This is a genomic window from Pedobacter aquatilis (assembly GCF_032678425.1).
GTDB classification, from domain to species: domain Bacteria; phylum Bacteroidota; class Bacteroidia; order Sphingobacteriales; family Sphingobacteriaceae; genus Pedobacter; species Pedobacter aquatilis_B.
Map to the genome: position 1 here is coordinate 660,290 of NZ_JAVTSG010000003.1, position 20,438 is coordinate 680,727.

General features: G+C 34.1%; 20 protein-coding genes. 13 read left to right on the top strand and 7 right to left on the bottom strand.

Annotation, left to right across the window (positions count from 1 at the left end):
- The first annotated feature begins 65 nt into the window (after positions 1–65).
- Both ctlX and R2Q16_RS12855 read left to right on the top strand, forming a co-directional pair.
- Positions 66–977, top strand: a complete 912-nt coding sequence (gene ctlX / locus R2Q16_RS12850) for a citrulline utilization hydrolase CtlX (RefSeq protein ID WP_316737544.1) — start codon at positions 66–68, stop codon at positions 975–977.
- A gap of 60 nt (positions 978–1,037) precedes the next feature.
- Positions 1,038–1,616 (top strand): alkylphosphonate utilization protein, encoded by a 579-nt coding sequence (locus R2Q16_RS12855; protein ID WP_316737545.1) that lies wholly within the window; start codon positions 1,038–1,040, stop codon positions 1,614–1,616.
- Positions 1,617–1,697: 81 nt separating this feature from the next.
- On the opposite strand, the gene R2Q16_RS12860 is transcribed toward R2Q16_RS12855, so the two are convergent.
- Positions 1,698–1,931, bottom strand: coding sequence for a hypothetical protein (locus R2Q16_RS12860; RefSeq protein WP_316737546.1), 234 nt, complete (start codon positions 1,929–1,931; stop codon positions 1,698–1,700).
- Between the two features lie 419 nt (positions 1,932–2,350).
- On the opposite strand from R2Q16_RS12860, the gene R2Q16_RS12865 reads away from it, so the two are divergent.
- From R2Q16_RS12865 to R2Q16_RS12880, 4 genes are all read left to right on the top strand, one after another.
- Entirely contained in the window at positions 2,351–3,739 is a 1,389-nt protein-coding gene (locus tag R2Q16_RS12865; RefSeq protein ID WP_290244291.1) for an arginine decarboxylase, read from the top strand.
- Between the two features lie 115 nt (positions 3,740–3,854).
- Positions 3,855–4,091 carry a DUF433 domain-containing protein gene (locus R2Q16_RS12870; RefSeq protein WP_316737547.1) on the top strand — a complete coding sequence of 79 codons (237 nt, stop codon included), beginning with the start codon at positions 3,855–3,857 and terminating at the stop codon, positions 4,089–4,091.
- Positions 4,072–4,437, top strand: a complete 366-nt coding sequence (locus tag R2Q16_RS12875) for a DUF5615 family PIN-like protein (RefSeq protein ID WP_316737548.1) — start codon at positions 4,072–4,074, stop codon at positions 4,435–4,437. Before R2Q16_RS12870 ends, R2Q16_RS12875 begins: the two co-directional genes overlap by 20 nt.
- 1 nt (position 4,438) lies before the next feature.
- Positions 4,439–5,338 (top strand): DUF72 domain-containing protein, encoded by a 900-nt coding sequence (locus R2Q16_RS12880; protein WP_316737549.1) that lies wholly within the window; start codon positions 4,439–4,441, stop codon positions 5,336–5,338.
- Between the two features lie 45 nt (positions 5,339–5,383).
- On the opposite strand, the gene R2Q16_RS12885 is transcribed toward R2Q16_RS12880, so the two are convergent.
- Positions 5,384–5,881, bottom strand: coding sequence for a DUF1579 domain-containing protein (locus R2Q16_RS12885; RefSeq protein WP_316737550.1), 498 nt, complete (start codon positions 5,879–5,881; stop codon positions 5,384–5,386).
- Positions 5,882–5,993: 112 nt separating this feature from the next.
- Between R2Q16_RS12885 and R2Q16_RS12890 the strand changes: the two genes are divergently transcribed.
- From R2Q16_RS12890 to R2Q16_RS12910, 5 genes are all read left to right on the top strand, one after another.
- The gene (locus tag R2Q16_RS12890; RefSeq protein ID WP_316737551.1) at positions 5,994–6,677 is read left to right on the top strand and encodes a 3'-5' exonuclease; all 684 of its coding nucleotides are present in this window, start codon (positions 5,994–5,996) and stop codon (positions 6,675–6,677) included.
- The gene (locus tag R2Q16_RS12895; protein WP_316737552.1) at positions 6,677–8,380 is read left to right on the top strand and encodes an ABC transporter ATP-binding protein; all 1,704 of its coding nucleotides are present in this window, start codon (positions 6,677–6,679) and stop codon (positions 8,378–8,380) included. The genes R2Q16_RS12890 and R2Q16_RS12895 overlap by 1 nt, the downstream gene beginning before the upstream one ends.
- Positions 8,361–9,410 carry a sialidase family protein gene (locus tag R2Q16_RS12900; protein WP_316737553.1) on the top strand — a complete coding sequence of 350 codons (1,050 nt, stop codon included), beginning with the start codon at positions 8,361–8,363 and terminating at the stop codon, positions 9,408–9,410. Before R2Q16_RS12895 ends, R2Q16_RS12900 begins: the two co-directional genes overlap by 20 nt.
- Before the next feature lie 91 nt (positions 9,411–9,501).
- A complete protein-coding gene (gene rnr / locus R2Q16_RS12905) occupies positions 9,502–11,634 on the top strand; it encodes a ribonuclease R (RefSeq protein ID WP_316737554.1) in 2,133 nt (710 codons plus the stop codon).
- Between the two features lie 51 nt (positions 11,635–11,685).
- On the top strand, positions 11,686–12,660 hold the full coding sequence (locus tag R2Q16_RS12910) for a polyprenyl synthetase family protein (RefSeq protein ID WP_316737555.1): 975 nt from the start codon (positions 11,686–11,688) through the stop codon (positions 12,658–12,660).
- Between the two features lie 238 nt (positions 12,661–12,898).
- Here R2Q16_RS12910 and rpmA read toward each other — a convergent pair whose 3' ends face one another.
- Together rpmA and rplU are read right to left on the bottom strand one after the other, a co-directional pair.
- Positions 12,899–13,315, bottom strand: coding sequence for a 50S ribosomal protein L27 (rpmA, locus tag R2Q16_RS12915; RefSeq protein WP_316737556.1), 417 nt, complete (start codon positions 13,313–13,315; stop codon positions 12,899–12,901).
- Between the two features lie 51 nt (positions 13,316–13,366).
- A complete protein-coding gene (gene rplU / locus R2Q16_RS12920; RefSeq protein ID WP_010601215.1) occupies positions 13,367–13,678 on the bottom strand; it encodes a 50S ribosomal protein L21 in 312 nt (103 codons plus the stop codon).
- A gap of 669 nt (positions 13,679–14,347) precedes the next feature.
- On the opposite strand from rplU, the gene R2Q16_RS12925 reads away from it, so the two are divergent.
- Complete coding sequence (locus tag R2Q16_RS12925) at positions 14,348–15,313, top strand: GLPGLI family protein (RefSeq protein WP_316737558.1); 966 nt, start codon at positions 14,348–14,350, stop codon at positions 15,311–15,313.
- Positions 15,310–17,973, top strand: coding sequence for a carboxypeptidase-like regulatory domain-containing protein (locus R2Q16_RS12930; protein WP_316737559.1), 2,664 nt, complete (start codon positions 15,310–15,312; stop codon positions 17,971–17,973). Before R2Q16_RS12925 ends, R2Q16_RS12930 begins: the two co-directional genes overlap by 4 nt.
- Before the next feature lie 49 nt (positions 17,974–18,022).
- On the opposite strand, the gene R2Q16_RS12935 is transcribed toward R2Q16_RS12930, so the two are convergent.
- From R2Q16_RS12935 to R2Q16_RS12945, 3 genes are all read right to left on the bottom strand, one after another.
- Positions 18,023–19,426 (bottom strand): M56 family metallopeptidase, encoded by a 1,404-nt coding sequence (locus R2Q16_RS12935; RefSeq protein WP_316737560.1) that lies wholly within the window; start codon positions 19,424–19,426, stop codon positions 18,023–18,025.
- A gap of 4 nt (positions 19,427–19,430) precedes the next feature.
- Positions 19,431–19,793 (bottom strand): BlaI/MecI/CopY family transcriptional regulator, encoded by a 363-nt coding sequence (locus tag R2Q16_RS12940; RefSeq protein ID WP_316737561.1) that lies wholly within the window; start codon positions 19,791–19,793, stop codon positions 19,431–19,433.
- Between the two features lie 107 nt (positions 19,794–19,900).
- Positions 19,901–20,401: a hypothetical protein gene (locus R2Q16_RS12945; protein WP_316737563.1), complete on the bottom strand. Its 501-nt coding sequence runs from the start codon at positions 20,399–20,401 to the stop codon at positions 19,901–19,903.
- Between the last annotated feature and the right edge of the window lie 37 nt (positions 20,402–20,438).

Genomic DNA, 20,438 nt, shown 5'->3' on the forward strand with positions numbered 1-20,438 from the left:
ACCAATATGCTTAAAACTTATCACGATAAACGTAAGACTTATAACGTAAAACTTACAACCTAAAAATGCAAACCACTTCTAATATTTTAATGATACGCCCGGTTGATTTTAAATTCAACGAGCAAACGGCAGGCAACAATAAATTTCAGGTTGCATCTGAGGAAGATAACATTCAAGCTCAGGCTTTACAGGAGTTTGATGGATTTGTTTCGATATTAAGCGCAAACGGTATTGATGTTACTGTAATTAATGATACAATAGAACCGGAAACACCCGATTCAATTTTCCCTAACAATTGGGTTTCTTTTCATGAGGATGGCTCGGTTTATTTGTATCCTATGTTTTCTGAAAACCGCAGACAAGAACGGAGAAATGAAATTATTGAAGGATTGAAAGAAAAATTCGAAGTCAGCCATGTTAACGATTTAAGTTTTTACGAAAATGTAAATATGTTTCTGGAAGGTACCGGAAGCATGGTTTTAGACAGAACAAATAAAATTGCTTATGCCTGTTTAAGCATCCGTACAGAAGCTGAGGCGCTAAATAACTTTTGCCAGTTAGCGGGCTACAAATCGGTTATATTTAATGCGGTAGATGCTAGTGGTTACCCAATTTATCATACCAATGTGATGATGTGCATTGGCGATAAGTTTGCTGTCGTTTGCCTGAACTCTATTCCAAATTTGCATGAGCGTGACTTTCTAAAGAAAGTTTTAAATTCTACAGGCAAAGAAATTATTGAAATTACATTAGAGCAAATGAATCAGTTTGCAGGCAACATGCTACAGGTTTCAAATGAAGACGGAGAAAGTTTGTTGGTGATGTCTGAGCAGGCCTATAAATCGCTTGATGAAGTTCAAATATCAACATTAAATAAGTTTAGTAAAATCATATACGCACCACTTTACACCATCGAAAAAAATGGCGGCGGTAGCGCAAGATGTATGTTGGCGGAGATTCATTTGCCGAAAAAGTAATCAATATCACATTTTCATTCATCTGATTTTTATTACTTTCGCCGAAAATCTACAATCTATATGTCTTTAGCCCAACAATTACAAACACGTTCAGGAAATAAATGTGAATTATGTACTTCAGAAAATAATTTATCTGTTTATGAAGTTCCACCAACGAGCAATGCAAATAATGATAACAGTATTTTAGTCTGTAAAACTTGCTTAGACCAAATTGAAAAAACAGAACAGCTGGATGCTAATCATTGGAGAATCTTAACAGAAACCATGTGGTCGGAATTTGCTCCTGTGCAGGTTGTGGCCTGGAGAATGTTAAGCAGATTGAGAAACGAAGGCTGGGCTGCTGATGCTTTAGACATTTTATACCTCGAAGAGGATACTTTGGAATGGGCAAAGAAAACCGGCGACCATGAATTGGATGGAACAGTAGAATTTCATCAAGATAGTAATGGAACTCGTTTATATGAGGGTGATACAGTGGTTCTAGTAAAAACACTAGATGTTAAAGGTTCTACCTTAAGTGCAAAGTTGGGTACAGTAGTCAAAAATATTCGCCTGGTACATGATAATACCGAACAAATTGAAGGTAAAGTTGAGGGGCAAATGATTGTAATACTAACGAAGTACTTGAGAAAAGGATAAATATAAATTGTCATTCTGAGCCTGTCGAAGAACTTTACTTACAAAAATGTTTCGACAAGCTCAACATGACATTATCTATACCTACCAAACCGGCGGTGCATAAAAATTCTGCAAGTTCTCACAGTCGTAACCAAACTTGGTTAAAAGTGAAACGGCATCGCCGATTTTATCTACACTAGAATCTATTCTTAAAATCTTATCCGAGTCGCCTAAATCTACACTCCAGGTTGCGCCTGAAAGCAAGTTATTTAAATGCTGAGCAATTTTATTTAACTCAATTCCTGTCTGAATGTTGGTCTTAAATATCGAAATCATATTGAGGATAATTATTGATGTTATTGTTAAGGTTTTTGAGTGAAGACGATTGGAATCAATAATTACTTTAAAAAATTTAAAATATTTTAAAATCCATTGATGCTCAGTGAGAAAGATGCTCGATATCGTTGTATCAAAAATAATTACTTTTCAAAAAAATATCCTCCTGCAGATTAAAGTAAATTAGCTCAGATTCTATATCAGGTATGTTCTGCGAAAATCAGCGAAATTTGCGGGATAGATAAATTACTGTAATAAAAAAGAAGATAAATTAAACACATTTAGTCTACATATGTTTAGAAACAAGAACTGAAAATAATGTGTGTAGAATTAAAGCGTTTCTATACAGTAAAAATATTTTCAATAAAGATTAATTCTCGATTTAAAATTACATTTTTGCAAAAATTATTTAAAAGTAAATGCAGAGTTACTCAGAATTTCTTGATCTAAGTGTTGGCTTTCCGCAGGATGGCTTTGATGTTATAGATGATGAATTATATTTTCAGGATTTAAACCTGATGGAAATGATTGAAACTTACGGTACGCCCCTACGTTTCACATATTTACCAATGGTGAGTAAGAAGATTCAACAAGCGAAGATTCTTTTCCAAACTGCCATTTTAAAAAACAACTATCGTGGCGATTATAAATATTGCTATTGTACTAAAAGCTCGCACTTTAGACATATCGTTGAAGAAGCACTAAAAAACAATATTCACTTAGAAACTTCTTCGGCATTTGATATGCCAATGGTTGATGCTTTGGAGAAAAAAGGGCATTTAACTAAGGATACAACCATTATTTGCAACGGTTTTAAAACTTACCAATACAAGCAATATATTATTGATATGTTGCACGATGGTTATAAAAACATCATCCCGGTGTTGGATAACAAGGAAGAATTTAACCTTTTTGATGATGAGGTTGATATCGACACGCCTTGCAATTTAGGTATTCGTATAGCTGCTGAGGAACAACCAGACTCACAATTTTATACGTCTCGTTTGGGTGTTCGTATGGAAGATATTATCGAGTTTTATAACAATAAAATTGTTCATAACCCGAATTTCCGCGTTAAGTTATTACACTTCTTTATTAATTCGGGTATTACCGATTCGCCATATTATTGGAATGAGTTAGAGAAATATGTAACGCTTTATTGCAAGTTTAAAAAGATTAATCCCGATTTAGATACTTTGGATATTGGTGGTGGTATGCCGTTTAAAGATTCCTTGGTTTTCGATTTCGATTACGAATATATGGTAAACGAAATTGTGAAGAGGATTAAGGAAATTTGTGCGATCCACGATGTTATGGAACCAGATATTATTACCGAATTTGGTAAGTATACAGTTGCTGAAGCATCGGGTATTTTATACAAAGTTTTAGGTAGAAAACAACAAAACGACCGTGAGCGCTGGTTGATGCTAGATGGTTCTTTCATTACCAATTTACCTGATGTTTGGGCGCTAAACCAAAAATATATTTTATTACCAATAAACAATTGGGACGCGGAATATGAGCGTGTAAACTTAGGTGGTATAACCTGCGATGGTCAGGATTATTACAACCAGGAAGCGCACATGAATAGTGTATTTATGCCGAAGACGCGTAAAGTTCAGTATTTGGGTTTCTTCCACACTGGTGCTTACCAGGAAGTTTTAAGTGGTTATGGTGGTATTCACCATTGTCTATTACCTAGTCCGAAGCATGTTTTAATTCGCAGAAACCGCGATGAAAGTTTCAATTTCGAGGTTTTTGGGGAGGAACAAAATAGTAAGCAGGTTTTAAAGATATTGGGTTATTAATTGAGTTACCTGTTACCAGTTTTTTTTTGCAGGTTATTGATTCATAAATTACTAAGCGCTGAGTTTTATACTTGGCGCTTTTTTATTATCACATAATTATTTCTTATATTTAGTTATGAAAAGTCAGGAAAGTAAATTATTAGAAAGAATTACATTCATCCCTGGACTAATGGGCGGTAAGCCAACAATAAGAGGCAATCGTTTTACCGTAATTGATATTATGGAACTTCTGTCATCCGGTATGACACACGAACAAATTTTAGAGGAGCATCCCATCCTCGAGGCTGATGATATAAAGGCTGCTTTGGTCTTTAGCACAAAACAACTTAGGGATGAATACATTTACGAATGATTGGGAGTTTTGGTTAGATGAAAATATCTCACCGATTGTCGCTAAATGGTTAATGGATGAAATCAATATTAAATGCATTTCATTTCATTTATTAAAACTGAATAAGACGTCAGACATTGAGGTTTATAATCTTGCCAGAAGCAAAGCGAAGGTTATTATTATATCAAAAGATTTAGATTTTCGGGAACTTGTTTCTTGGAAAGGAGTTCCACCAAAATTAGTTTTTCTTGAATTTGGAAATTGTTCAAATAAGTTCCTTTATGAAAGGCTCAAAGATAAAATTTATGATGTAATAGAACTACTTATCTATGGAGATTTGGATATATTTGAAATAAATAAAGATTAACATGCAATTCGGTAAAGTAGACGACCCATCAATTATAGATTTTAAACTTCCTGCTGATGCTCCGGAAACGGAAGCGATATTAAAGGCAAATAAACCAAAACAAAAATTCGAGGCTTACGTTGGTTGCGCCAAATGGAATAAGGCCGATTTGAAAGGCTTTTATCCGAAAGGGACAAAAGATGAGTTAACTTATTATTCAACACAATTTAACTCAATTGAATTGAACGCAACATTTTACGGAATGCCTAGTAGCGAACAGGTAATTACATGGACACAAAAAACTCCTGCAGATTTTAAGTTTTTCCCGAAGTTAACCAATACAATTAGTCATTTTAAAAGATTAATTAACGTTAAAGAACCAGTTGAACAATACTGTGATGCAATTAGTAATTTTGAAGATAAATTAGGCATGGCTTTTCTGCAACTGCATGATAATTTTAAACCAAAAGATTTTGAACGTTTAAAAATTGTTGTTAATGAGTTTCCTAAAGTAATTCCCTTAGGCGTAGAAGTTAGAAATGGCGAATGGTTTTCGAACCCTGAAATTGCTAAGGAATTTGCCCGGTTATTTGAAGAAAATGGAATTGCAAATATAATTGTAGATACTGCCGGAAGAAGAGATATGCTGCATATGCGCTTAACAACGCCTACGGCATTTGTTCGTTACGTTGGTGCTAATCATGAAAGCGATTATGCAAGACTTGATGAATGGGTTGAACGCATTGTTAAATGGAAAGATCAAGGTTTAGAGAACTTATACTTCTTTGTGCATCAAAATGTTGAGCTAGCCTCACCTCTATTATCTGCTTATTTTATCGAAAAACTTAATAAAGCGATTGGAACTGATTTGAAGATTCCAATGATGGGCAATGGTTCAACTCCAAATCCAACTTTGTTTTAAAATGATAAACCCATCAAGTTCTGAAAAACCTGATGGGTTTGAATATTATTTTCTTTTTAAAACCGTTTCAGTTGCTTTAGCTTCTTCACCTTCTGGTGAAATATTATAAGCTGACAACACAATTTCATCATTACTTATTACTTCCAATTCGGTTCTCCAACCCCAGGGTTGGTCGCCATATTCCGGACTACCGTATGAACCTAAAATAGAAAAACCATTTTCAGTAAATTCACCAGAAGAAAGCATAATTTGCGTTCCCATGTGAAAAGTATCAATCCAGCTGGCCGAAAATCTTTGATAAGGGATATCAAATCCAATAATCATTTTACCCGCAAATGCTTGTCCATCTAAACTGCCTTCGTAATCATAAGAAATAAACCTACTCCCTAATATCGTTGTTATGGTGGCTGCCATTGGCGATTCATCGGCCAATACATCTTTCTCAAACCAGGTTTTGGTTTGTCCTTGCCAATTACCTATTAAATCTGCCAACAATTTATGAGGGCCATTTTCTAGCGATAATTCGAATTTACTTTCTGCCATGTATCAAACTTAGAAAAAATAATGCATCGGTTTGAGGTTTGTTAATTGTTTTTTGATAATTATTAATTCGCTATATTGTTATATGCTAAAAACACTGGATCTTAATCAAATAATGGTTATCGATATAGAGACCGTTCCACAGTATGCAAATTATAACGATGTTCCACAGCATTTGCAAGACCTATGGGAACAGAAAACGCATTATCAACGGTCGGCGGAACAATCTCCGGAAGATTTCTATGAGAAAGCCGGAATTATGGCGGAGTTCGGTAAGATTGTATGTGTAAGTTTAGGCATATTTTATCAGCAGGACAAAACTCAATATTTAAGAATAAAGTCGTTTTACGGCAATAATGAAATTGATATTTTAAAGGATTTTTCTTCACTTTTAGATAAACAGCCTGCTTCATTGATGTTTTGCGCACATAACGGCAAAGAATTCGATTTTCCATATTTGTGCCGGAGATTTTTAATAAACGGATTAGCAATTCCAAAACAGCTAGAATTATCTGGCAAAAAACCTTGGGAGGTTAATCATATTGATACGATGGAATTGTGGAAATTTGGCGATTACAAGCATTACACTTCCTTAAACCTTTTAGCTGCAATTTTAAATGTACCAACACCGAAAGATGATATCGACGGCAGTATGGTTAGGCAAGTTTATTACGAGGAACAAAACTTACCAAGAATTGTAACGTATTGCCAGAAAGATGTAATTACTACCGCACAGGTTTTATTAAAATTAAAAGGAGATGAAATAATTTCAGCAGAAAACATTACCATTGTAACCTGATGCTAAACGTAAATAATTTAAAAATTGATTTCTATAACCAAGACGAAAAATCGTGGTTTAATGCGGTAAAAACAATTAGTTTTAGTGTAAAAAAAGGAAAAGTTTTAGGCATTGTAGGCGAATCAGGTTCCGGAAAATCGGTTACATCTTTTTCAATTATGCGTTTGCACGATGAGCGCTCAGCAAAAATATCAGGCAATATTGATTTTGAAGACATCAGTTTATTAAATCTGAGCTCAAACGAAATCCGCCAAATTAGAGGCAATCAGATTTCCATGATATTTCAGGAGCCAATGACCTCCTTAAATCCGGTTTTTACCTGCGGCGAACAGGTTGCAGAAGCCATTATTTTACATCAAAACACAGACAAGAACACCGCTAAAAAACGAGCGATTGAGCTTTTTAATGAAGTTCAGTTACCACGGCCAGAAAATATATTTGATAGCTATCCTCATCAAATTTCTGGTGGGCAAAAACAGCGGGTAATGATTGCAATGGCTTTGAGTTGTAATCCAAAGCTTTTAATTGCCGATGAACCCACAACCGCTTTAGATGTAACCGTTCAGAAAACCATTCTCCAATTACTTCTTAAACTTAAGGAAGAACGTAATATGTCTATGATATTCATCTCACATGATTTGGGTGTGATAAATGAAATTGCAGACGAAGTTGCCGTGATGTATAAAGGAGAAATCGTTGAGCAGGGTTTAGCAAAAGAAATCTTTAACCATCCTCAACATCCTTATACAAAAGGATTATTAGCTTGCCGCCCCTCACCTGCTTTGAAATTAAAAAAATTGCCAGTGGTTACTGATTTTCTAACAGGTAAAGTTGAAGATGCAAGTGCCCATTTAAGCGATAAAAACCAAATCACTGAAGAAGAAATTACGATCAGGAGAAAAGATTTATATTCAAAACCTCCATTATTAAAAGTTAGCCAGCTTTGTACCTGGTACCCTATTAAAAGTGGTATTTTTTCTAAACATAAAGATTACGTTAAGGCAGTTGATTCTATCAATTTCGAAGTTTTCCCTGGTGAAACTTTAGGTTTGGTTGGCGAATCTGGATGTGGCAAAACAACGCTTGGCAGAACAATTTTACGCCTAATTCAGCCAACTTCAGGCCATATTTATTTTGAAGGAAATGAAATCACAGATATTGATAAATCATCATTAAGGAAACTTAGAAAAGATATCCAAATCATTTTTCAAGATCCCTATGCTTCCCTAAATCCAAAACTCACCGTTGGCCAATCCATTTTAGAGCCTTTAATTGTACATAAGCTTTTTAATAACGATGCTGAAAGGAAACAGAAAGTTATTGAATTACTGCTAAAGGTTGGTTTAAAGGAAGAACATTACAATCGTTACCCGCATGAATTTAGTGGCGGACAAAGACAGCGTGTGGTGATTGCTCGTGCTTTAGCGCTAAAACCAAAGTTTATAATTTGTGATGAATCGGTTTCTGCTTTAGATGTTTCGGTACAGGCACAGGTTTTAAATTTATTGAAAGATTTACAAAGCGAATTCGGCTTAACATATATTTTTATTTCTCACGATCTGGCGGTTGTAAAACACATTTCAGATCGTATTTTGGTTATGAATAAGGGCAAAATTGAAGAAGAAGGTTTTCCTGAAGAGATTTTCTTTGCTCCAAAAGCTGCTTACACTAAAAAATTAATAGATGCTATTCCTGGAAACTAGAAAATCAATTCTGATACTATTTTGCTCAATTTTATGGCTAAAATCAATAGCGCAAGAGCAGACCGTTAATATAGTTTCATCAGCTTATATATTTGAAAACGCACCTTTCGAGGCTTGCCATGCCTCTACCCTTGTCGAACTGAAAAACAATTCGATAATGAGTGCATGGTTTGGCGGAAAACATGAGGGCAGCAAAGATGTTTCCATTTGGACATCAATAAACCAGAATGGTAAATGGAGCGCTCCAATTGAAGTTGCTAACGGAATTCAAAATGACACCCTACGTTTTCCATGTTGGAATCCGGTACTATTTAAAGCCAAAAATGGAACATTATATCTTCACTATAAAATCGGACCAAATCCTAGGGAATGGTGGGCAGAATTTAAAACCTCTGCAAATGATGGTAAAACCTGGTCGCAGGCGCAGAAACTCCCTGAAGGTTTTTTAGGTCCGATAAAAAACAAACCTATTCAAATTGCAAACGGAGAAATATTATACCCATCGAGCACGGAAAGTTTAGATGAAAAGAAATGGCTTATTCATCTCGAAAAAACAGATGCGAATGGTAAAAACTGGCGAAAAATAAATATCGATTGTGATACGTTTGGGGTAATTCAACCTTCAATTCTGACTTATCCTAATGGCAAACTCCAGCTTTTATGCAGAAGCAGGCAGAATGTAATTGTAGAAAGTTGGTCTGTTGATAATGGAGAAAGTTGGTCAAAATTAAAACCAACTACATTACCCAATCCAAATTCCGGAAGTGATGCCGTTACTTTAAAAGATGGCAGACAGCTATTAATCTACAATCCACTTGAATCTGGGAAAGATTGGTGGGAAGGTCGCTCGGTTTTAAAATTAGCCATTTCTAATGATGGTAAAAACTGGAAAAACATTTACACTTTAGAAGAGCATCCCAAAGGAGAATATAGTTATCCGGCAATAATTCAGGCGAAGGATGGCGCTGTTCACCTAAGTTATACATCACTTAGAAAAAAAATAAAATACATAAAATTAAAGGTGAATTAAGTCATTTCTAACATCATCAATCTGACATTTTACATCAACAAACAGCCTTTTTTGCATCTTTTCTGTATCTTCGGTAAAATACAATTAGCATATGGCGAAGAAAAAATCTGCAAATATAAAATTAGTTCTGAATCAACTGGTTAGTGATGTTTTTGAAAAAAACAACAATCAAGCGCTTAACTATAAACAGGTTTCTGCCAAATTAAATCTTAACGATCAAGAATCTCGCGAAACCATTCTTGAAATCTTAAAAGAAGGTAAAGGTTCTGGAATTTATTTAGAACCTGAGAAGGGAAAATTCAAATTAAAAGACTTACAAAACTTTATTATTGGAACTGTTGATATGACAGCCGATGGCTCTGCATACATTGTTCCCGAAGATGAATTTGAAAAAGATGTTTTCGTTGCGCCACGTAAATTAAAAAATGCACTTCATGGCGATACCGTTAAGGCCTACGTTTTTGCAAAGAAAAATGGAAGAAAGAATGATGGTGAAGTTATAGAAATTATCAAAAGGGCAAAATCTGATTTCACTGGTGTGATAAAAATTTCGGATAGATTTGCGTTTGTTATCGCTGATGATAAGAAAATGCTTCACGATATTTTTGTGCCACTGAGCGATATTTTAGGTGCAAAAAATGGTCAGCGGGTTTTGGTAAGTTTAACGGATTGGCCGGAAGGTGCAAAGAATCCTATTGGAACAGTTAAACACGTACTTGGCGACCAGGGCGAGAATAATACAGAAATGAATGCTATTCTTGCGCAATATGGCTTTCCGTTGTCGTTCCCTCCGCAAGTAGAAAAAGAGGCAAACGCAATTCCAGAAGAAATTCCTTCGACAGAAATTGCTAAGCGAAAAGATTACAGAAACGTACTAACATTTACCATCGACCCTGCTGATGCTAAAGATTTTGATGATGCCATTTCTTATCAGAAATTACCAAATGGAAATTATGAAATTGGCATTCACATTGCCGATGTTTCTTATTATGTTGAACAAGGCAGCGAGTTAGATAAAGAAGCATATAGCAGAGCTACATCGGTTTATTTGGTTGATAGAGTAATTCCGATGCTACCTGAAAGATTAAGTAATGGTGTTTGTTCGCTTAGACCAAATGAAGATAAACTCTGCTTTGCAGCCATTTTTGAGTTGGACGAGCAAGCAAACATCAAAGCTGAATGGTATGGAAGAACTGTAATTCATTCTGATAGAAGATTTACTTACGAAGAAGCGCAAGAAGTAATTGAAAATAAAGCGGGAGATTATGCAGATGAAATTCTTAAATTGAATGAATTGGCATACATTTTAAGAGACAGAAAATTTAAAGATGGCGCAATTAGTTTCGAAAGTGCCGAAGTTAAATTTAAACTCGATGAAAATGGCAAACCGATTGGCGTTTACGTAAAAGAACGCAAAGATGCACATAAGCTTATTGAAGATTACATGCTTTTGGCTAACCGAAAAGTAGCCGAGTTTATCGCCAAAAAGGTTAAAGGGAAAAACAAACTAACCTTTGTTTATCGTGTTCACGATTCGCCAAATATGGAAACCTTGAATACTTTTGCAAATTTTGCCTCACGTTTTGGCTATAAAATTAATACAAAATCTGATAAGGAAATTGCAAAATCATTAAATCATTTAATGGCTGATGTTGAAGGCAAAAAAGAGCAAAACATATTAACCTCTTTAGCCATCCGCTCTATGGCAAAGGCAATATATACGACCAAGAAAACCAGTCATTACGGATTAGCTTTTGAATATTACACACATTTCACCTCTCCTATTCGTAGATATCCTGATGTGATGGTACACCGCTTACTGCAAACTTATTTAGATGGTGGAAAATCTGCTGATGTAGAATTTTACGAAGTGGCAAGTGCACATTCATCAGCAATGGAAAAAAGAGCTGCAGAAGCCGAAAGAGCATCGATAAAATACAAACAAGCCGAATATTTGGAAGAAAACATTGGCACTATTTACAAAGGTGTAATTTCTGGCGTTACCGAATGGGGCATGTATGTAGAAATTGAAGAAAATAAATGCGAAGGTATGATAAGGCTTCGCGATATATCTGACGATTTTTATGTTTTAGATGAGAAAAATTATTGCATTGTTGGTCAGCGCAAAAAGAAAAAATACCAGTTGGGAGATGAAGTGATGATTAGAGTTAAAAAAGTAGATTTATCTAAACGTCAGATAGATTTCACCTTAATCCAGGATTAATAACAATAAACACTTTCACATTAGAAAAATCGCCCTCTTTAAAAAAATAAAATGTACAATACAGTAGAATTACAGCAAATTTTAGAAACTGCAATACAAGATTTAAAATTTCCTGAAAAACCCAAACAACTTTACGACCCAATAACTTATATAATCAATTTAGGCGGCAAACGAATCAGACCACTATTGGTTTTAATGGCGACCGAATTATTCGGAGAAGACGCAAAAGAATCTATACATGCGGCGATGGCGGTTGAAGTGTTTCACAATTTTACACTTGTACATGACGATATAATGGATAACGCACCATTACGCAGAGGAAAGGCAACGGTGCACGAAAAATGGAGCACTAACATTGCCATTTTAAGTGGCGATGTGATGATGGTTGAAGCAAACAAAAATTTGGCTAAGGTAAATCCAATTTTCCTAAAAGATGTTTTAGACACTTTTAACACAACTGCTCAAGGAGTTTGCGAGGGCCAAACTTTAGATATGGAGTTTGAAACCCGTGATGACGTAACGATTGATGAGTACATCAACATGATAAGGTTAAAAACTGCAGTTTTGTTGGGTGGGGCATTAAAGTTGGGGGCAATAATTGCAAACGCTTCTGAAGTTGATGCTGAACTTATATACAACTTTGGAGAAAATATTGGTGTAGCTTTTCAATTACAAGATGATATTTTAGACGTTTATGCCGACCCAGATAAATTTGGAAAACAAGTTGGCGGAGACATTATTGCTAACAAAAAAACCTTTTTACTTTTAAAAGCATTAGAATTGGCAGATGGCGAAAACCTACAAACTTTAAAGAATTGGATTGCTTTGGAAAATTTTGACAGCAAAGAAAAAGTTGAGGCAGTTACGAACATCTATAATACGCTAAACATTCCGGAAATAGCGAAACAAGCTATGGAAGACTACTTAAATAAAGCACTTGATTATATGAGCCAAATCGATGTGGAAGCTAGTGCTAAAGAAACAATTTTAAGCCTAACGATGAATTTAATGGCTAGGCAATACTAAAGTATTTGAAACTATATAAGAAATCGCTGCATTATTGTAGCGATTTTTTTTTATTTAAATAACCACAGATTAAAAAGGATAAACACAGATAAATATTGCCATTTAAGTTATTCATAATGCCTACCTAATGCTCAGAACAATCAACAAAACTGTGTTTATCTGTCTGCTTAAATGGTAAGGAAACAAAAAAACCATCCTGAAAATCAGAATGGTTTTCTTATTATAAGTTGATTACCAATTATTCTGCAGATGCAGCTTCTTCAGTAGTATCTTCTTTTTTAGCAGCCTTTTTAGCTGGTGCTTTCTTAGCAACTGGTGCTTCTTCTACAACTTCTTTAGCTACTGCTGCTTTTTTAGCAACTGGCGCTTTTACTGCTAATGCTGCATCAATTTCAGCATCAGTAATAGGAAGAATAGAAACATATGATTTGTTATCAGCTTTTTTTCTGAAAACTACTGTTCCATCAACTAAAGCAAATAAAGTGTGGTCTTTACCTAAACCTACATTTTTATCTGGGTGGTGTTTTGTACCACGTTGACGTACTAAAATGTTTCCAGCGATAGCTAACTGACCACCGAAAATTTTAATACCTAAACGCTTACTATGCGATTCACGTCCGTTTTTCGAACTACCGGCTCCTTTTTTGTGTGCCATTTTCTTATATTTTGTAACTCGCTAAAAGCGAATTATTAGGTTAACAATTAATTATAGAGTGATGTCAGAAATCTGAATCTTTGTGAAAAACTGGCGGTGACCATTTTTCTTTTTGTAACCTTTTCTACGTTTTTTGTGGAAAACGATTACTTTATCACCTTTTAAATGAGATACGATAGTTGCCGAAACTTTAGCACCTTTAACTGCAGGAGCTCCTACAGTGATTGCACCACCATTATCAACCAACAATACATTATCAAATTCAATACTAGCGCCTTCATCTCCTTGCAATCTGTGTACAAAAAGGTGCTGGTCTTTAGCAACCTTAAATTGCTGGCCTGCTATATTTACTATTGCGTACATTGTTTAAATATTTGTTTTATAATTTTTATTTAACGAGGTGCAAATATAGAACAATTTCAATTAACACACAAACACATATCAAAAATAATTTTATCTAAATACTTTGGCCTCAAGTTTTATAAGAATTACTGATTTTTGAGACCATGCAAAATACCGATATTATTATTATTTGAAAAGCAAAGTATGGCAATACTTTTGTTCCTTCTGCCCTGCCATCCGCTTTATTTGCCTCATAAAAAAATCGGCTGCTTGTTAGCTCCTTTCAGGTTTAATTTACGCAGGCTGGTATATATATTATTGTAATTACCAAGCAAACTGCATTTGGTTGGGGCTGCCTTTGTTATTAAACCCAATTGCCCGAAAATACTTTTTTAATTGCATTACTCTAAATACTATTGTTATGCTTATTACCTCAGCATAGAAGTTGTTCAAGATTGCAGTAAAAGCGGAACTGAATACCTTCAAAAGCTAATGAACATTCATTTTCAAAGCAAAAAGATTTTTAAAATTTAATACAGGTTAAAAAATGTTAAAACATTTTATTATTACGAATATTTCGTAGATTTACGAAAACAAAATAAATCCTTTGGAAATATTAACCCAAACAATTAAAAACACCTCTTTAATTACGAATAAATCGTAATTCTACGAAAATTAAAAATTTTAATCATGAAAAAAATTTGCACAACATTATCTGCCCTAGCTATTGGTTTAGTTGCATTTGCACAAAAACCAGATAAAGCCCTATCTAAAGTCAGCTACAACTTTATCCATGTTCAGGATACAAATCAAAGAGATAAGCCGTATACCGAAAATATGATTTTAATGGTTGGCAAAAATGCCTCGGCTTATACCAGCTTTGATAAAGTTGAGCAAGCTGCAATACGAAGAAAAAAAATTGAAGAAGCTTTCAAAAATCAGACAGAATCTATGACCCAAGGAATTAAAATGGACGCGACGGGAATCAAAAGAACATCAAATGTTGATTATTTCAATTTTATAACTGAAGACAAATTTTATACAAAAGAAAAATTGGTTAATAACTATGTTGTTGAAGAACCAACACCAAAATTAGACTGGAAGATTAGCAAGGATACGATGAGTATTTCGGGTATTAGCTGCCAAAAAGCAACTGCTCGTTTTAAAGGTAGAAACTGGATTGTATGGTTTGCACCTGAACTGCCTTTTCAAACCGGTCCGTGGAAGCTAAATGGCTTACCAGGTTTGATAGTAGAAGCTTATGATGATAAAAAAGAAGTTCAGTTCCTTTTCGCAGGAATGGATAACATCAATTATACGGCAGAAGCTGCTAAAACTAATAACGAAAAGGAACCAAAGATAGTTACGGCTAATGGCTCTGTAAGTGTTGTAAACATTTCAAATTCGGATGCGGCAGATAGTCAAAAGCTACTGAATGGCGAAATCAGTTTACCTAAAGATGCAATTAAAACAAGTAAAAAAGATTTAGATAAGCTTAAGGAAGCAGCAAAGAAAGACCCATTTGGCTTTATGAATGCACAAATGGCCGGTAGAACTTCGGGAATACAGGTTACTGGTTATGGTTCAAAACCAACAACAACATCCAGTACTCCAAAAATTGAGTTGAATAATCCTATCGAATTATCAGACAAATGATGAGAATTGCAATATTGTTCACAATTGTTTTTATCATTTGTATTACTTCTGCTTTTGGGCAAAAACAATTTAAAGGCGTTGTTAAAGATAACAATGGAATTGCTATTTCATCGGCAAATGTTAATTTAAAAGATGCTGAAGGCAACATTTTGAGTTTTACAAGAAGTAATGAAAAAGGAGAATTTACAATAATTCAAAGTTCAGATTCAAAAGAGGTAAATATAGAAGCTACGTCGATTGGTTATGAAAAGCAAATGGTTAAAATAGCTGATTTCCTGAAAAATAATCAAATTGTAATGAACGAAAGTAACATCAGCTTAAAAACAGTTGTTGTTAAAAATCGCCCAACTCTAACCTTGAACGGCGACACGTTGAACTATAAAACATCTGATTTTGCAGATAAACAAGACCGTTCTATTGGCGATGTAATTAAGAAAATGCCTGGAATCACCGTTGAGGAAAATGGTAGAATCAAATACAATGATAAACCTATTTCCTCACTCTATGTTGATGGCGATAATATTTTAGATGATAAATATGCTATCGGCACAAAAAGTATTCCCCACGGTGCAGTTGATAAGGTTCAGGTTATTGAGAAGGACCAACCGATTAAGATGCTCAGAAAAAATAACATGAGCGATGACGTTGCACTAAACCTAGTTATTAAAGATGATGCAAAACTCAAAGTTATGGGTGATATTAAAGTTGGCTTAGGTACGCCAAATAGATTTGATGCCAACGCTAACGCCATGATGTTTAAGAAGAAAATAAAGTTTATTAATAACTTAAAAGGCAATAATATTGGTATTGACCCTGGTATAGATTTAACTTCATTTAACCTCGAAGATTATTTAAAAAGGCTTGAAAATGATAAGCCATCGGGTTTATTATCTGCTGGTGCGGCTGGGGTTCCTACCCTACCGCAATCCCGAACTTTATTTAATAAGGCTGGCTTAATCAATTTCAATAACCTTTACAAAATTAATGATGTTTTACAGTTGAAGGTTAACCTTGCCTATTTGTACGATGTAAGAACACAAGAGTATAATAAATTATCTGAAACCTATTTATCTGGACAAACGATTAGCTACACAGAGCAGCAATTAAATTCAATAAAGCCGCAAAAATTGCAGTCGAAGTTTAATTTGCTTGCCAATGCAGATGATTATTATTTCAATAATACATTAATACTTAATTACAGTCCTTCATTTATTAATTCGGAGGTGATAACAAATGGAAATGGTGCACAGCAAAGTCTTCGACAATCAATTTTTGACGTTTCTAATGAGTTGAATTACAGAAAGAAATTAAAATCGGAAAATACATTTAATTTATACTCCTACATTAACAGAACGACACAACCTGAGCGATTAAATATTAGTCCGGGCCTAAATGAGGACATTTTGAACAATGGAAATCCCTACGCTGGTTTAACGCAATACGTTAAGCTTCCAAGCTTGTACACTAATAATTATACTTCATTTGCTTTCGTAAATAATGCCTTTACTCAAACTTATAAAATTGGTTTTAACATTCAGCAGCAAGAATTAAATTCGGAGTTATACCGTATTCAAAACAACAGCAATACAGAACTTGTAGCTCAATCTATGACAAATAACCTTGATTGGTTGAAAACAAAACTTTATACAGATGCTACTTATGATTACAATTCTGGGAAAGTGAAAGCAACTTTAAACTTACCCATCAGCTATAATTTTATTACCTATAAGGATGAAGAAAAAGCTTTGGATAAAGATTTAAGTAAGTTTTTTGTTAATCCATCATTAAACATCAAATACCAAATTGGGATAGAAAATTATATGACTGCAAATTATAGTTTTAAAAATGACTTAGGCGGAATCGATGATATTTACCGCGGAACTATTTTAAAAAATTATCGATCGCTTTTTTCGAATAATGCACCAATTTCCGAACGTAAAACGCAAGCTGCCGGTTTAAGTTTTAACTATAAAAAAGCAATACAAATGGTATTTTTTAATGCGGCTTTGGGTTACTCTAATTCTACCCGAAATACGATTTCATCTTATACCTTAAGCAACAACATTCAAGAACGCATTGTTTTGCCATTAGTGAATGATGTAAAAAGTTTTAACTCTAGCGTTTCCGGAAGTAAATATCTCTTTGATTTGAGGACTACTGTAAATGCAGGATTAGGTTATAGCGACAGTAAATTTGACCAACTACAAAACAATGAATTACTGCCATTCACTTCGCAAAACACAACTTATAAAACAGGTTTTGAATCAAAATTAACGAGCTATATCAATTGGTCTTATAATGCTTCATTTAATATTAACAAGACAAAATCTAAAGCTAATGATGCTTTAGAAACCAAGAACAAGCAATTGAGACACCAATCATCTGTTACGGCTACAATTTTCAAAAGTTTGTTTATGACGGTTTCTGCTGAACACATTTTCACAAAACAAGTCGCACAACCAAATCTAAACTATGTGTTTGCAGATTTGAATTTGAGGTATAAACTTATAAAGTTAAAAACAGATTTGGAGTTTAGTTTAACAAACATTGCGAATGTGACCAAGTTTGAAGCCAACTTTATTTCAGTGAATTCATTTACATCGGGCACTTATTATATCCCGGGAAGGGTTGCAATGGTAAAAGCAACATTTAATTTCTAAGAACAAAGGCACTTTAATAATTTAGAGTGCCTTTGTTCCTAATTTGAAATTATTGCGCAGTTGGCTTTGCAATAACGGTAATGGTTTTAATTGTATTTGGATCTATTGAAGAAAGTTTATCCTTAGTAATCACTTCACCATTAATGATAAATCTAGAGGGTTCGCCAGTATTTAAGCTATCAATTTTCATCCCCCTCACACGTACAATTGGGGCTTGTCCAGCAGGTTTACGAGCATAACCAATCACAACAACTTCCTTATCTTTGTCTTCATTGTTTTCACTCGCCGAATTATTTTTTAGAAAAACGCCAGAGTAAATTGTATTAAATGTGGGCTTAGCCCTTGGTTCTCGTTTAACCATAAGAAATTCAACTTTCTTATCCGTATTTTTTGTTAACTTAATCGTATCTGCAATAGATGGTACGCTTAGAACATTTACAAAACTCAAAACGCTATCTATTTTTAGTTTAGCTTTTGATTTAATTTTTCTAACCGTATTTTTCTTTGCTACTGATTTTGCCAATTCAACCGGCTGATTATTTTGTTCGGTATTGGGAAATAGATTTTTTACCGATGATATTTGCGTCTCAATATCTTTTTTATCGATGGTGAAAGCCAAACTCACACAAAGAATTATAGGCAAGACAAATACATATCTTGTTAAATTAATCTTCGATGAACGCTTAACATTCATCATTCTTATGCGTTTCTTTAAATCAAATAAATTAAAATTATTAATAATTGAAACTGGATGCTGTAAAATTCCGACATCGAGCAAACTGTATTGATATGCTTTTCTATCTACGCCTTTTTTTAAAATTTTAGCATCAGTTATAAATTCAATATTTTCCTTAACCGCTTTTTTCATCAACCAAACACCAGGGTTAAACCAATAAAAAACCAGACTAATCTCTGCAAGCACAATATCTAAAGTATGTAATTCCTCAACATGTATTTTCTCATGTTCAATAATATTATTCAAATCCTTAGGTTTGTGTAAATTCGGATTAACATAAATATTCTGCCAAAAAGAGAATGGGCTAATTTTATCGGTAAGCATTCTAACTTTTAAATCATTAACCAATCCAGGACTTGATTTTTTGTGAATCTGATAAAGCGAAATAAACTGAATAAATAACCTCAACATCATAAATATTACACCGCAATAAAAAACAGCTGTTAGTATTTGCCATAAATATGAAACCGAATTTAACTGTACAAGTTGACTAACGTTTTGGTTTAAACCCGGAACAAAAGCGGGCAATGCATCGTGGTTATTAAAAATTTCAGTTAGGTTAATAAATGGATAAGCTGTCGAAAAAACGAGACCAAACAGCAAGAAAATCCTGTTTAAGATGTAAAACGTTAATTTACGAAGAACGAGATAATAAGTTAGCGCGAATAATATGAGCACCAAATTAATCTTCAGAAGCACCAAAAATAGATATGGCATGGCATTATTTTTCAGGATTTTCGATTAGGTTGATTATCTCTTTCAATTCCTCAGCGCTAATCTTTTTATCTTTTGCGAAGAATGCAACAAGTTCTTTGTATGAGCTTTTAAAATAAGAATCAACAAAACCACTCATAAATCGCTTTTTATAATCCGCTTCTTTAACTTTTGCTCTGTATTGATTGGCATTTGCAAACCTTTCGCTTGCCAAATAGCCTTTACGTTCGAGGTTTTTTATTGTTGATGCAAGGGTTGTGTAAGGTGGTTTTGGTTCAGGTAAAACATCCATAAAATCCTTTATAAAGCCTTTACCTAATTGCCAAACTGCGAGCATAGCTTCTTCTTCCTGTATCGTTAACTTCTCCATAATTATTACGAAATAATCGTAAATATACGAAATGACTTTAAAACAAAAAAGCCTGATTTAAATACTAAACATATTTTAATCAGGCTTTTGCTATTTTTAATGATAAATTATTTGCCGCTACGTTTTTCAGCTTGGTTAATCGTTTCTTCGATAATTTTTCTCATTTGCATCGCTGCATCTAAAAGTTTCGGGTTGCCATCAAAATCTCCATAAATTACAACATGTTTGTTTTTTTCTTTGTATTTAAAAAACATATCATATCGGGGAATCGACATCGATTTAGCACTTTGTTTACCAATTGTATCTGGAAAGTTCCACAAACCTAATTCATTTGCCTTACTATGGATGAAGAGAATATCATCGCTCTTTAAACCAACTTTTTTAACAATAACAGAATCGCGGCTGTTTACATAACGATAAGAACTATCAGCAGAATTGTACTCGTTTTCTAAAGTATCTTTTATCCCCCATTTATAATCTAATGAAACAAAATCCTTCTTTCTGAACGGCGCATTCTTAATTATTGGTTTGTAATATATGTAACAATAAATTATCATCGGTACGATGATGGTAAGCGCTAAAAATATTTTTTTTCCTCTACTTGACACTTGTTTGAATTATTGAATTTTGAATGATTGAATATTG

Excerpts from the sequence above, each read along its gene's own strand:
- R2Q16_RS12895 (WP_316737552.1), top strand. The coding sequence starts at position 6,677 with ATGCTAAACGTAAATAATTTAAAAATTGATTTCTATAACCAAGACGAA.
- R2Q16_RS12880 (WP_316737549.1), top strand. The coding sequence starts at position 4,439 with ATGCAATTCGGTAAAGTAGACGACCCATCAATTATAGATTTTAAACTT.
- R2Q16_RS12910 (WP_316737555.1), top strand. The coding sequence starts at position 11,686 with ATGTACAATACAGTAGAATTACAGCAAATTTTAGAAACTGCAATACAA.
- R2Q16_RS12885 (WP_316737550.1), bottom strand. The coding sequence starts at position 5,881 with ATGGCAGAAAGTAAATTCGAATTATCGCTAGAAAATGGCCCTCATAAA.
- ctlX (WP_316737544.1), top strand. The coding sequence starts at position 66 with ATGCAAACCACTTCTAATATTTTAATGATACGCCCGGTTGATTTTAAA.
- R2Q16_RS12925 (WP_316737558.1), top strand. The coding sequence starts at position 14,348 with ATGAAAAAAATTTGCACAACATTATCTGCCCTAGCTATTGGTTTAGTT.
- R2Q16_RS12875 (WP_316737548.1), top strand. The coding sequence starts at position 4,072 with ATGAATACATTTACGAATGATTGGGAGTTTTGGTTAGATGAAAATATC.
- rpmA (WP_316737556.1), bottom strand. The coding sequence starts at position 13,315 with ATGGCACACAAAAAAGGAGCCGGTAGTTCGAAAAACGGACGTGAATCG.
- R2Q16_RS12940 (WP_316737561.1), bottom strand. The coding sequence starts at position 19,793 with ATGGAGAAGTTAACGATACAGGAAGAAGAAGCTATGCTCGCAGTTTGG.
- R2Q16_RS12930 (WP_316737559.1), top strand. The coding sequence starts at position 15,310 with ATGATGAGAATTGCAATATTGTTCACAATTGTTTTTATCATTTGTATT.
- R2Q16_RS12855 (WP_316737545.1), top strand. The coding sequence starts at position 1,038 with ATGTCTTTAGCCCAACAATTACAAACACGTTCAGGAAATAAATGTGAA.
- rplU (WP_010601215.1), bottom strand. The coding sequence starts at position 13,678 with ATGTACGCAATAGTAAATATAGCAGGCCAGCAATTTAAGGTTGCTAAA.
- R2Q16_RS12935 (WP_316737560.1), bottom strand. The coding sequence starts at position 19,426 with ATGCCATATCTATTTTTGGTGCTTCTGAAGATTAATTTGGTGCTCATA.
- R2Q16_RS12865 (WP_290244291.1), top strand. The coding sequence starts at position 2,351 with ATGCAGAGTTACTCAGAATTTCTTGATCTAAGTGTTGGCTTTCCGCAG.
- rnr (WP_316737554.1), top strand. The coding sequence starts at position 9,502 with ATGGCGAAGAAAAAATCTGCAAATATAAAATTAGTTCTGAATCAACTG.
- R2Q16_RS12870 (WP_316737547.1), top strand. The coding sequence starts at position 3,855 with ATGAAAAGTCAGGAAAGTAAATTATTAGAAAGAATTACATTCATCCCT.
- R2Q16_RS12900 (WP_316737553.1), top strand. The coding sequence starts at position 8,361 with ATGCTATTCCTGGAAACTAGAAAATCAATTCTGATACTATTTTGCTCA.
- R2Q16_RS12890 (WP_316737551.1), top strand. The coding sequence starts at position 5,994 with ATGGTTATCGATATAGAGACCGTTCCACAGTATGCAAATTATAACGAT.
- R2Q16_RS12860 (WP_316737546.1), bottom strand. The coding sequence starts at position 1,931 with ATGATTTCGATATTTAAGACCAACATTCAGACAGGAATTGAGTTAAAT.